The organism is Geodermatophilus telluris, from assembly GCF_900102745.1.
Lineage (GTDB): Bacteria > Actinomycetota > Actinomycetes > Mycobacteriales > Geodermatophilaceae > Geodermatophilus > Geodermatophilus telluris.
In genome coordinates this window covers 934,654-946,889 of the sequence record NZ_FMZF01000002.1, presented here as the reverse complement: position 1 = coordinate 946,889, position 12,236 = coordinate 934,654, and the positions used below count along the sequence as shown (strand labels likewise).

The 12,236-nt window shown below is 74.4% G+C and carries 10 protein-coding genes and 1 tRNA gene; 7 read left to right on the top strand and 4 right to left on the bottom strand.

From position 1 onward, the window contains the following. Positions 1-2: 2 nt before the first annotated feature. Together BLQ97_RS09850 and BLQ97_RS09845 are read right to left on the bottom strand one after the other, a co-directional pair. The gene (locus BLQ97_RS09850; RefSeq protein ID WP_091365541.1) at positions 3-605 is read right to left on the bottom strand and encodes a hypothetical protein; all 603 of its coding nucleotides are present in this window, start codon (positions 603-605) and stop codon (positions 3-5) included. 16 nt (positions 606-621) lie between these two features. Continuing rightward, positions 622-1,770, bottom strand: a complete 1,149-nt coding sequence (locus BLQ97_RS09845) for a zinc-dependent alcohol dehydrogenase (RefSeq protein ID WP_091365538.1) — start codon at positions 1,768-1,770, stop codon at positions 622-624. Positions 1,771-2,114: 344 nt separating this feature from the next. Here BLQ97_RS09845 and BLQ97_RS09840 point away from each other — a divergent pair, with 344 nt between their 5' ends. From BLQ97_RS09840 to BLQ97_RS09830, 3 genes are all read left to right on the top strand, one after another. After that, the gene (locus BLQ97_RS09840; RefSeq protein WP_091365535.1) at positions 2,115-2,870 is read left to right on the top strand and encodes a type 1 glutamine amidotransferase domain-containing protein; all 756 of its coding nucleotides are present in this window, start codon (positions 2,115-2,117) and stop codon (positions 2,868-2,870) included. A 242-nt stretch (positions 2,871-3,112) separates the two neighbouring features. After that, entirely contained in the window at positions 3,113-4,123 is a 1,011-nt protein-coding gene (locus tag BLQ97_RS09835; protein ID WP_091365532.1) for a helix-turn-helix transcriptional regulator, read from the top strand. Between the two features lie 168 nt (positions 4,124-4,291). After that, the gene (locus BLQ97_RS09830; RefSeq protein WP_091365530.1) at positions 4,292-5,614 is read left to right on the top strand and encodes a DUF2254 domain-containing protein; all 1,323 of its coding nucleotides are present in this window, start codon (positions 4,292-4,294) and stop codon (positions 5,612-5,614) included. A 691-nt stretch (positions 5,615-6,305) separates the two neighbouring features. Here the strand turns inward: BLQ97_RS09830 and BLQ97_RS09825 are convergent. Both BLQ97_RS09825 and BLQ97_RS09820 read right to left on the bottom strand, forming a co-directional pair. Beyond that, positions 6,306-6,378, bottom strand: a tRNA-Ala gene (locus BLQ97_RS09825). Positions 6,379-6,479: 101 nt separating this feature from the next. Continuing rightward, positions 6,480-7,526 (bottom strand): M23 family metallopeptidase, encoded by a 1,047-nt coding sequence (locus tag BLQ97_RS09820; RefSeq protein ID WP_245692023.1) that lies wholly within the window; start codon positions 7,524-7,526, stop codon positions 6,480-6,482. Positions 7,527-7,959: 433 nt separating this feature from the next. Between BLQ97_RS09820 and BLQ97_RS09815 the strand changes: the two genes are divergently transcribed. The 4 genes from BLQ97_RS09815 to BLQ97_RS09800 are packed head-to-tail and all read left to right on the top strand — an operon-like array spanning position 7,960 to position 12,230. After that, a complete protein-coding gene (locus tag BLQ97_RS09815; RefSeq protein WP_091365528.1) occupies positions 7,960-9,543 on the top strand; it encodes a mannitol dehydrogenase family protein in 1,584 nt (527 codons plus the stop codon). Then, positions 9,540-10,313 (top strand): HAD family hydrolase, encoded by a 774-nt coding sequence (locus BLQ97_RS09810; RefSeq protein WP_217637120.1) that lies wholly within the window; start codon positions 9,540-9,542, stop codon positions 10,311-10,313. Before BLQ97_RS09815 ends, BLQ97_RS09810 begins: the two co-directional genes overlap by 4 nt. Then, positions 10,310-11,440, top strand: a complete 1,131-nt coding sequence (locus BLQ97_RS09805) for a CDP-glycerol glycerophosphotransferase family protein (RefSeq protein ID WP_091365526.1) — start codon at positions 10,310-10,312, stop codon at positions 11,438-11,440. Before BLQ97_RS09810 ends, BLQ97_RS09805 begins: the two co-directional genes overlap by 4 nt. Continuing rightward, entirely contained in the window at positions 11,427-12,230 is an 804-nt protein-coding gene (locus BLQ97_RS09800; RefSeq protein WP_245692021.1) for a phosphocholine cytidylyltransferase family protein, read from the top strand. Before BLQ97_RS09805 ends, BLQ97_RS09800 begins: the two co-directional genes overlap by 14 nt. Positions 12,231-12,236: the final 6 nt, after the last annotated feature.

Below are 12,236 nucleotides of genomic sequence, written 5' to 3'. Positions count from 1 at the left end.
GCTCAGTGCACCGGCCGCCGGCCGTCGGACCCCACGCGCGCCAGCGACCTCGCCATGCTCCGGGCGCCGACGTAGGCGGCCCCCGCCGCGGCGATCCACGGGCCACCGACGATCACCGGGTCGAGCACCTGGTGCTTGAGGTCGGTGCGGTGCTGCCCCACCCGCGACCTCAGGCCGTGGTGGGTGAACTCGGCCTTCACCCCGGTCTCGGTGATCGGGTTGTCCGGGCGGAGGGTGAGCAGCGACTTCAGGTGGTGCTCCCACGCGTCCACCCGGTCGCCGAGGACGAGCAGCAGCCAGTGCGCCATCCGGCCCTCGGCGTACCGGTACGCGTGGCGACGGATGGCACCCGAGACGCCCGACAGTGGCTGGGCGGTGCCGAAGACCGGGGTCAGCATCCCGTGCTCGACCGAGCGTTCCCGCGGGTACTTCTCCGGCTGCCGCTCCGGGAACTCCCAGTGCGCGCCGGTGAAGTCCTCCTGGAACTGGAGCTTGGGCACCGACGGCCGGTCCCTGGGGTCGAGGTCGACGCCCCAGCCCGGGATGCGCCTGCGCAGTTCCTCGGGCGACTCCGCGATCGGCGGCTTGTGCGGTGTGTAGGTCATCGGGGTCTCCTGCCGCTCACGCCGCGGTCGGGACGACGAGGGGCTTGATGCAGCCGTCGAGCTTGGCCGAGAAGACGTGGTACCCCTCGGCGATGTCCTCGAGCGGCACCCGGTGGGTGACCAGCTCGCTGGGCTTGAGGTAGCCGTTGCGCACGTGCTCGAACAGCCGGGGCCACTGCCGTTTGACCGGGCACTGGTTGGTGTGGAACGTCAGCCCCTTGTTCATCGCGTCGCCGAACTTGACGGCGCTGAACAGCGGGCCGTAGGCGCCCATCACCGAGATGGTCGCGCCCTTGCGGACGGAGTCGATCGCCCAGTTCAGCGCGACCGGGGAGCCGCCCTGCAGCTTGAGCTTGGCCGAGGTGACGTGCTGGACGAAGTCTCCGTCCGCCTCGGCGCCCACGCAGTCGATGGCGACGTCGGCGCCGAGCCAGTCGGTGGCCTTCTTCATCTCCAGGACGATGTCGCCGTACTCGGTGAAGTTGTAGGTCTCGGCGTGGGCGAAGGTCCGCGCCTTCTCCAGCCGGTGGTCCAGGTGGTCGATGACGATGACCCGGCCGGCTCCCATCAGCCAGGCCGACCTGGCCGCCACCAGTCCCACGGGCCCGGCGCCGAAGACGAGAACGACGTCGCCCTGCACGATGTCGCCGAGCTGAGCTCCGAAGTAGCCGGTCGCCGTCATGTCGGTCAGCAGGACCGCGTCCTCGTCGGCCATCCAGTCCGGGATCCTCGACGGGCCGACGTCGGCGAACGGCACCCGCACGAACTCCGCCTGGCCGCCGTCGTAGCCCCCGGTCGTGTGCGAGTAGCCGTAGATGCCACCGACGGCGGTGGCGTTCGGGTTGACGTTGTGGCAGTTGGAGTACAGACCTCGCGCGCAGTACCAGCAGGTGCCGCAGAAGACGTTGAACGGCACCATCACCCGGTCCCCGACCCGCAGGTCCTGCACGGAGGACCCCACCTCGTCCACCACACCGATGAACTCGTGGCCGAAGGTGTGACCGATCCGGGTGTCCGGCATCAGGCCGTGGTAGAGGTGCAGGTCCGAGCCGCAGATCGCGGCGAGCTGCACCCGGACGATGGCGTCGTTGGGGTGCTCGATCCTCGGCCGCTGCTTCTCCTCCACCCTGACCTTGTAGGGACCTCGGTACGCCATCGCTCGCATGCGACCGCCTCCTGGCGCGTGGGCCCCGGGCTCCTGAGAGCACCACGGGCCGCCCAGTGGCCGGCTCCTGCTCACCGGCTCACTGACTCTGCGCCGGCCGTCCCACCGCAGCCACCCCACGTCCGGCCCCACCGCGGGGTCACGCCGAAAGATCGGCAGATCTGCCGATCCCCGCCGTCCCCGGGTCTCGCTCTGATGGCTCCGGACGCTCCCAGCGCTGAGAGCCGACCGCACTGCCGGCCCGTGCGGGCCGGGACCGGGGACGACCACGCGCAGCACCACGAGGCGGTCGCCGCCAGGAGGCTCCCCGTCATCGCTGCGCCATCGAGCACCAGGGGGACGACATGCGCACCAGACGCAGGCTCGAGGGCCGCCGCCTCGCTGCCCTGGCGGCCGACGGCTTCGAGAAGGTCGAGCTGGTCGTCCCGCTGCGGGCCCTGGAGGCGGCCGGCGCCGAGGTGGACGTCGTGTCCCTGCGGCGCGGACGGATCCGCGGGGTGAACCTGCACATGCCGGCCAGCCGGGTCCGCGTCGACAGGACGATCGACGACGCCGATCCCGGGGACTACGACGGCCTGCTGCTGCCCGGCGGTTTCATCAACCCCGACCTCCTGCGGCAGTCCGCCCCGGCACGGGAGTTCGTCCGCGCCTTCGTCGCGAGTGACAAGCCCGTCGCCACCCTCTGTCACGGACCGTGGGTGCTCGCGTCGGCGGGACTCCTGGACGGACGGACCTTGACCTCCTGGCCCGGGATCCGCGACGACCTGGTCAACGCGGGTGCCACCTGGCTCGACCAGGAGCTCGTCCGGGACGGGAACCTCACCACCAGCAGAGGGCCCCAGGACATGGCCGCCTTCGTCCCCGGGATGCTCGACGCCTTCGCGACGACGTCGCCGCAGCCGGCGAGGGCGGCACCGGGTCGTGAGTCCGATCGGCAACCCGAGGCGCCCGTCGGCTGGGCCATCGCCGCGCTGCGCTGGTCGCCGAGACCGTCGGCCGCCGCCCTGGCGGGCATCGGCCTGGCCGCGGCCGCCCAGCGCGCTCTGCACGGCCCGGACGGGCAGGCCTGGTGGACCCGGGCGGCAGGTCGTGCCGGGTGACGTCCGCCCCTGCGGCGGCCGAGGAGGTCTCCGGGGCAGCGCGACTCCACGACCCCCCCGGTGCTCCGCGGCGCACCCGCGTCGTCGGCGTCGTTAGCCGGTACCTCAGACCACTGCGACACATTCGTCATCCCCAACGGGACTACTCCGTCCCTGTTCGCGGTAACGCGTGCCCGGGGTCAGGCGTCGGCACCGTTGAACAGTCGGCGTGTCCTGTCGAGGCCTCGGCCCCGGGAGCACCGATGGAGACCGCGAGCCGGGGGCTGGCCGAGATCGCTGACTCGACCAGTGCCCTCCCCGAACGATCGCAGGAGATGCTGGAGCTGCTCCATCGCCTCGTGCCGTTCGACGCCGCGTGGCTGGCCACTGCCGACCCGATGAGCAGCGGCTACACCTGCGCGGCCAGCACCGGCCTCGACGAGAGCACGTTGCGGTACCTGAGCGGCCCCACGACGGCGCACGACATCGAGCTGACCCACACCGACCCCGCGCGCCTGCCGCTGAGCTCGTCCGACCTGCCCTACCCGGCCGCCGACCTGCGGACCTGGGCCGAGTGCCTCCTCCCCGCGGGCTTCCACGGGTCCCTGGGAGTCGCCCTGTTCGACGGGGGCCGGCGCCACGTCGGGCACCTGGCGCTGCTCTTCAGCAGCAAGGAGCCGCCGCCCCTCGCCCTGCGGCGCCGGCTGCACCAACTGACGCCCGTCCTGGCGCGCGGGTCGGATCCGTTGCGCTCGCTGGCCGCGGCAGCGCGGCTGGTGCGGGGGGCAACCGGCGGCACGGTGCTGTGCCGCGGCAGCGCCGTCCGGCCACTGCCCGGCCTCGACGGCGACGCACTGCTCGCCGAGGGATCGCCCGTCGTCACCGCCGCCCGCTCCTGCGTCGACGACGGCCGGGTCTTCGCGTCCTTCCTCTGGCCGCGCGGAGGACGCCACGCCCCGGACGGGCACGTCCGCGTGACCGTCCTGGCCGGTCCCGAGGAGGCAACGGCGAGTGTGCTGGGCACGGTGGTCCTGTCCCCAGCGACCGACCTGCGGGGGCTGACGCCGCGCGAGCTGGAGGTGCTCGGGTTGCTGGTCGACGGGTGTTCCAACCAGCAGATCGCCCGCGCGCTGGTCGTGGCCCCGCGCACCGTCGCCACCCACCTCGAGCACGTCCTCGCCAAGCTCGACGCGCCCACGAGGACGCTCGCCGCGGTGCGGGCCGAGCGCGAGGGCCTCTACGTGCCCCTGGTCCCGTCGCCCTGCCGGACGTGAATCGGGCGTTCTGCCGATGGTGCGCCCCCTTCTGCCCCCGGTTCCCTGGAGGACCCGGCGCGCCACGAGGCCGCCGGGTCGAGCACGTCCGCACCCGTCCACCCGGAGGGAGACCATGTCCGCGTCCGAGTCGTCCACCCGGGCGGCGGCCCCGCAGGCCTCCAGCGCATGAGCCGGCTGCGGCTCCAGCACCTCGTCCGCAGCAGCCTGTGGCTGCTGCCGGTCGGTTGCCTGGTCGCGGGCGCCCTCCTCGCCGTCGGGACGCTCGCCGTGGACCGGGCGACCGGCTACCGGCTCGTCCCGCAGGGCCTGACCGGGACGCCGTCCGACGCGCAGACGATCCTGTCCACGTTCGCCGGCGCCCTGGTGTCGCTGACCACCCTCGTCCTGACGGTCACCCTGGTCGCGGTCCAGCTGGCGATGGGCCAGTTCTCGCCCCGCATCGTGGGGGCGCTGCTCACCGACCGGTTCAACCAGTTGGCGATCGGGCTGTTCGGCGCGACCTTCCTGGTCGCGGTGCTGACCCTCCGCGAGGTCCGCGGTTCCGACACCGGCACGGTGCCCGGGCTGTCGATGCTGCTGTCCTACGTCCTGATGCTCGCCAGCCTCGTCGTGCTCGTCCTGTTCGTGCACCACGCCGGCCAGGGCCTGCGGGTCGCCGGGCTGATCGACCTCGTCGGCGACCGGAGCCGCGAGTTCATCGTCCGCCAGCACGGGGAGCTGCCCGTCGTCACCGGCGACCCGGGCGAGGTGGTCGCCGCGGAGCCCGGCAACGTGGTCCGCGTCGACCGGCCGGCGCTGGTCGCCGCGGCCCGGCGGGCGGACTGCGTGCTGGAACTCGTCCCCGTCGTCGGGGACTTCGTCGTCGGCGGAGCGCCGCTGTTCCGGGTGCACCCGGGCACCGGGTCGGCGGCGAGCGCCGACGACCGCCCGGTCGAACGGCTCCGGGCCGCCGACGTCACCCGTCACGTCCTGCTCGGCCCGGAGCGCGGGCACACCGAGGACCTCGCCTACGGCTTCCGCAAGCTGGTCGACATCGCGGTGCGGTCGATCGCGCAGCCCTTCAACGACCCGACGACGACGGTGCAGTCGCTGCACCGGCTGCACGACCTGCTGCGCCAGATCGCCCCGCGTCCCCTGCCCGGCGGTGAGCACCGCGACGAGGACGGCGTGGTGCGCCTGCTCGAGCGCTCCGTCAGCTGGGAGGGCTACGTCCGGCTGGCCTTCGACGAGATCCGCCTGGCCGGGGCGTCGGTGCCGCAGGTGACGCGGAGGATGTGCGCGGCCCTGGCCGACCTCAAGAGCGTGGCACCGCCCGACCGGCAGGAGCCGCTGGACCGCCAGCTCCGGCTGCTGCACGCCGCCGTCCGGCGCGCCCACGAGGACGAGGAGGACGTCCTCGCGGCGCTCACCCCGGACACCGAGGGCATCGGGTCGGGCGCCGACGTCACGGCCGCGCAACGACCCCGGCCGGCTCGCGCACCGTACTGAGCCGGCCAGGTGCCGGCCCGCCTCGCGGCGGCCGGACGACGCCGCCCACCGCCGCACGGAGGGCGCACCGAACGCTACGCCCGCCAGATCCGCGAAGGTCCGCCCCGGCGTCCGTCTCGGCGCGACCAGGACGCAGCTCCACGGCAGATGGCAGGGAACGCAGAGGACCCTGCAGCGGATCGCAGCCGGAACGCGGCCCACAGGGCTGCCTTCGGGACGTCGGGGTGACCGCGGTCTCGGGCCCGAGTTCGGCGATCCCGTGCCCGTTCGAGCGGCAGAGGCCCCGGGCGCGCAGAACTGGTCAAAGCACACCGGCTCGCCCCGGATGGACCGCTCGGAGACGCCGTGACCCGACCTGGAGCGCACCCCGGCGCGAGGGGCCGGGGCGGATCGCTCGCGCGAAGCCGCGGTCGGAGCAGCGGAACGCAGGTCGCGACGGGATCGACGCCGCCCCCTGCGGCGCGGAGGCGAAGGCGACCGGGTCGTCACCTGGTGCTCGGTCACGCACAGCTGCAGACGACCACGGAGGTCTGCGACCGCGTGGTGCCCGCACTCGGCCGCGACGCGGCAGGGCACGTGCGCCGCGCGATCTGGGACCGGGCCGGCCCCGCAGTGGCACCAGCGTCCACCACGGTGGCACCAGGGACGACTCAGGCCGTTCCCCCGCGGGGGAACGGCCTGGTCATCGGGGTGGAGCTGAGGGGACTCGAACCCCTGACCCCCACACTGCCAGTGTGGTGCGCTACCAGCTGCGCCACAGCCCCGTACCGGCCCGCCCGGTCTCGCTCGGGCCGGGGAGAACTCTACCCCGCCGTCCGCGAGCCCCCGCGGTGGGGGTCCCGCGCGTCGTCCGGGCGGCCGCCGCTCACACCTCGACGCCGCGCTCGGCCAGCCACGGCACGGGGTCGATCCGGGTGCCGTTCATGCCGCCCTCGTGCACCTCGAAGTGCAGGTGCGGGCCGGTCGACTGCCCGCGGTTGCCGAGCAGCGCGATGGTCTCGCCGGCCTCCACGTACTGCCCCGGCTCGACCAGGATCTCGTCCATGTGGCCGTAGACGGTGACGTCGCCGTTCTCGTGGAGGACGTAGACCGCCAGGCCGAACCCGCTGGCCGCACCGGCCCGGACGACGACGCCGTCGGCCGCCGCCATCTCCGGGGTGCGCATGGGCGCGGCCAGGTCGATGCCGTAGTGGAAGGTGCCCCACCGCCCGCCGTAGCCGCTGGTGAAGCGCGCCCCGGCCACGGGCAGGACGTACTTCGGCCGCGCCGCCTCCGCGGCGGCCTCGGCGGCGGCGGCCTCGGCAGCGGCCCGCTGGGCACGGGAGGCCGCGACCTCCTGCAGGCGGGCCTGGGCCTCCGCCTCGGTGATCGAGGCCATCGGCATGACCTCGACCGCCTCGTCGCCGGTGGCCAGCTCCATCTGCGCGTCGAGCACCGCGGTCCCCTCGGCCGCGGCGTCGGGGGCGCCGGGCAGGCCGAGGACACCGGCGCCCAGCGCGCCGGCCACCAGGGCCGCCAGCAGCAGGGCGGGACGACGCCGGCCGGCCGGGCGCCCGCCCGGCCGGCGTCCGGCGGGCTCGGGCAGCACCTGCGCAGCGGCCTCGGGGTGGGCTCCGGTGTCCGCGTCGAGTCCCGCGTCGAACTCGGTGTCGAGGTCGGGCGGGGCCGCGGCGTCCGTGTCCGTGAGGACGCCGGCCTCCAGGACGTCGGTCGGGCAGGCCGCCACCGGGTCGACCGCGGCGCGGGGCGCGGGGACCGCCGGGAAGCCGCCGACGCCGGTCGGGACGGCGGTCGCACGGAGGGCGCCCGGAGCCGGCCGGCCGGGGCGCGCCGACCGGGGGCCGGGGATCGCGCGGTGCGACCCGCTGGCGGGGCGGACGAGGACGTCCGCGGACCTCCGGTGGTTGCCCATGCACCTGCCCGTCTCGTGGGGAGCGGACTCCGGGGAGTCCCGATTCGGTCGTGCCCATCCAAACACGTCGTGACTGCTTCGTGACCATCCGTACGGCGCGTCGTCGCAGACACGCCCGTGTGTCCTCGATCACGACGCGCCGCTCCTCCGTTTGGCGGGTCGCTGCAGGGGGCAGGGCAGCTCTCCCGGCGTCGAACAGCGCGCGCCGGTCAGGTGTGCGCCGAGCCCGGGCTCACGACCCGCCCCCAGGAACGCCGCCGACCGGCCGTGGACCGCCCCAGCGATCCCCGGCGCCCCGCGCACCCGGGACCGGTGTGCACGGGGACCCCCGCTCGTGATCACATGATCGCTCCGGTGCGGCCCGAGGACGCGCTCCCCTCCGCGGGTGCAGCGCTCCCGGCCCTCCGGCCCCGACAGGAAGGACCGATGCCGCATGGCAGAGCCCGAGCGCCCCGCACGGGGTCCGACGGCAGCGGCGGTGGCCCCCGTCGTCCCCCTCCGCCCGCTGACGACGGCGACGCTCGGGCAGCACGGCTCCCGGCTGACGGTCCCGACCTACGACCGGGCGGCGCTGGTGCCGGCCGTCGTCCACCTCAGCGTCGGGGGCTTCTCCCGCGCCCACCAGCTCACCTACTTCGACGAGATCGCCGAGCGGCGCCTCTCCAGCGGCTGGGGCGTGGTCGGCGTGGGCCTGCGGCACCGCCTGCTGCAGGAGGCCCTCGCCCCGCAGGACAACCTCTACACCGTCGTCGAGCGCAGCCCCGACGGGGAACGGGCCCGCGTCGTCGGCGTGCTCACCGACTACCTGTTCGCCCCCGACGACCCCGCCGCGGTGCTCGACCGGCTCGCCGACCCGCGCACCCGCCTGGTCACGATGACCATCACCGGCGCGGGCTACCTGCTCGACCCGGCCACCGGCGCCTTCACCCCCGACGACGACGTCCGGCAGGACCTCACCCGGCCGGCCGCGCCGCGCACCGTGTTCGGCTTCCTCGTCGAGGCGCTCGACCGCCGCCGCCGGGCCGGCACACCGCCGTTCACCGTCGTCTCCTGCGACAACCTGCACCGCAACGGCGACGCCACCCGCGCCGCGGTCGTCGGGTTCGCCGCCCGGCGCGACGAGGTGCTCGCCCGCTGGATCACCGACCGGGTCGCGTTCCCCAGCAGCATGGTCGACCGGATCACCCCGCAGACCACGCCGGAGGAGCGCGCGGCCGTGGCCCGGCGCTACGGCGTCGACGACCGCTGGCCGGTGGTCACCGAGCCGTTCTCCCAGTGGGTCGTCGAGGACACCTTCTGCAACGGCCGGCCGCCGCTGGACCGGGTGGGCGTGCGGTTCGTCCGCGACGTCACCGAGCACGAGCTGATGAAGACCCGGCTGCTCAACGCCACCCACTCCGCGCTGGGCTACCTGGGGACGCTCGCCGGCCACGAGCGCATCGACGAGCTCGTCGCCGACCCCGTGTTCGCCGGCTACGCCACCGCGCTCATGGACGACGAGGTCACCCCGCTCATCCCCTGCCCCGAGGGCATCGACCTCGACGAGTACAAGGCCACGCTGCTGCAGCGCTTCGCCAACCCGGCGATCGCCGACCGGCTGTCCCGGCTGTGCCGCCGCGGCTCCACCAAGCTGCCCCACCACCTGCTGCCCTCGCTGCGCCAGGCGCTGGAGGAGGGGCGGCCGCACGCGCTGCTGACGCTCGCCGTCGCCGGCTGGGTGCGCTACCTGCAGCGCACCGACGACGCCGGCCGGCCGCTGCCGGTCGAGGACGACCGCGGCCCCGTGCTCCAGTCGCTCGCGCTGGCCGGCGGCAGCGACCCGCGCCCGCTGCTGGGCGACACCTCGGTCTTCGGCGACCTCGGCACCGTCCCGGGCTTCGCCGACGAGCTCGAGGGCGTGCTGCGGCGCCTGGAGCGCGACGGCCTCCGGGCCACGGTCGCCTCCACCGTGGCCGCCACGGTCGCCGCGCGCCCCGCCGCCCCGGTGGTCCCCGTCCTGCCCGCGGACGCCCGGTGAGCGCGGCCCTCACCGGCGCGGCGGTCCTCCCCCGCGAGGTGGTCGCCGGCCTGACCGCGCTGCTCTGCGACGCCGACGGCAACCTCTTCCCCTCCGAGGAGCCCGCGTTCGTCGCCTCGGCCGAGGTCACCAACCGCTTCCTGGCCGAGCTCGGCGACGAGCGCCACTTCACGCCGGAGGAGCTGCGCCTGGCCACCACCGGCATGAATTTCCGGACGACGTCGCGGCGGCTGGCCGCCGAGGCCGGCCGGCCCGAGGTCGACGTCGAGCCGTGGGTGGCCGAGGAGCGGCGCGCGGTGACGGCGCACCTCGGTACCCACCTGCGCCCGCACCCGCCGACCTCCACGGCCCTGGCCGCGCTGGCCCCGCACCTGCGCCTGGCCGCGGTGAGCTCCAGCGCCCTGGCCCGCCTAGCCGCCTGCTTCACGGCCACCGGCCTGGACGAGCTCGTCCCGCCGTCGGACCGCTTCAGCGCCGAGGACTCCCTCCCGGTGCCCACCAGCAAGCCCGACCCGGCGGTGTACCTGCACGCCTGTGCGAGCCTGGGCATCGCGCCGGCGGAGGGGCTCGCCGTCGAGGACTCCGTGCCCGGCGCGCTGTCGGCGGTGGGCGCCGGCTGCCCCACCGTGGGCAACCTGCTCTTCGTCCAGGAGGCGGAGCGCGCCGACCGCGCGGCCGCCCTGCGCGAGGCCGGCGTGCTGACCGTCGTCTCGTCCTGGCAGGAGCTCACCGACCTGCTGCTGCCCGTCCTGACCGGAGGTGGTCGATGAGGATCGTCTACACCAGCTTCCGCGGCCTGTTCTCCGACAGCCCGCGCGCGATCTACGAGGCGCTGGTCGCCCGCGGCGACCACGTGCAGCACACCTGGCTGACCTCCGCCGTCGCCGAGGGCGCGTTCCCGGTCGACGTCGAGACGATCCCCTTCGGCAGCCCGGAGAGCACCGCCGCGCTCGAGGCGGCCGACGTCGTCGTCTCCAACGACCACGTGCCGCTGGACTGGGAGAAGCGGCCGGACGCCTTCTACCTGCAGACCTGGCACGGCACGCCGCTCAAGCGCATCCACAACGACGTGCTGTGGGCGCCGGAGGGCCGGCTGGCCTACCTCGAGCACGACATCGCCCGCTGGGACGTGATGCTCTCGCCGAACGCGTACAGCACCGCCCGCTTCCGGCAGGCCTTCGGGTTCCCGCGGCCGATCCACGAGACCGGCTACCCCCGCAACGACCTGCTCAGCAGCCCGCGGCGCAACCGGGTGCGGGCGGAGGTCCGCGCGCAGCTGGGCATCGACGACGGGAAGACCGTCGTCCTCTACACCCCCACCTGGCGCGACGACCTGGTCTTCGAGGGGAAGGCCGAGCGGGACTTCGAGTTCCCCGTCGACCTCGCCGCCTTCACCGAGCGGCTCGGCGAGGACCACGTGCTGCTGCTGCGGCTGCACAACATGGTCTCCGACCGGCTGGAGTCCATCGCCGGCCTGCCGGTCCGCGACGTGTCCAACCACCCGGACATCCGCGACCTCTACCTCGCCGCCGACCTGCTGGTCACCGACTACTCCTCGACGATGTTCGACTTCGCGGTCACCGGGAAGCCGATCCTGCTGTTCACCTACGACCTGGCCGACTACCGCGACCGGCTGCGCGGCTTCTACGTCGACATCGAGGAGATCGCGCCCGGCCCGCTGCTGGCGACCGGCGACGAGCTGCTCGACGCGATCGCCGACCTCGACGCGGTGAGCGCGGCACACGCCGAGCGCTACGCGCGCTTCCGGGAGACCTTCACCTCCCTCGAGGACGGCCACGCCACCGACCGCGTCCTCGACCTGTTCTTCCCGCCCGGCGGATCCCCCGCCGGCGCGGTCGCCACGACCCGAGGAGGGGACCCACGTGCGCATCGCTGACCTCGTGCCGACCACCGGCCTGCAGACCCGGACCGCCGGACGGCAGCAACCGCTCCCCGTCCAGGTCGTCGTCCTGGCCGCCGGGATGGGCACCCGCCTGGGCCGCCCGCTGCCCAAGCCGCTCACGCCGCTGCTCGACGGCCGCAGCATCCTGCACCGCCAGCTCGACACGCTGGCGGAGGTGCTCGGCCCGGAGGTGGACGTCACCGCCGTCGTCGGCTTCCAGTGCGAGCTGCTCATGCAGGCCGCGCCCGACCTGCGCTTCGCCTACAACCCGCACTTCGCGCGGACCAACACGTCCAAGAGCCTGCTGCGGGGCCTGCGGACGACGCGCGCCGGCGGCGTGCTGTGGCTCAACGGCGACGTGGTGTTCGACGCCGCCGTGCTCGAGTCGGTGCTGCCCGCGCTGGCCGCCGACGAGAGCTTCGTCTGCGTGGACACCTCCACCGTGGCCGACGAGGAGGTCAAGTACACCCTCGACGCCGACGGCTACGTCGCCGAGCTGTCCAAGACCGTGACCGGCGGCCTGGGCGAGGCGGTGGGCATCAACTTCGTCTCGTCGGCGGACAAGGCCACGCTCGTCGAGCACCTCGAGGCCTGCGGCGACCAGGACTACTTCGAGCGCGGCATGGAGACCGCGATCGCCGAGGCGGGCCTGCGCTTCCGGCCGCTGGACATCTCCCGGTGGACCGCCGTCGAGGTCGACTTCGAGGCCGACCTCGACCGCGCCAACGCGCTCCTGGCCGCCGGCCGCCCGCGCCTGCACCCGGTGCCCAGCACGACCGACTGACGCAGC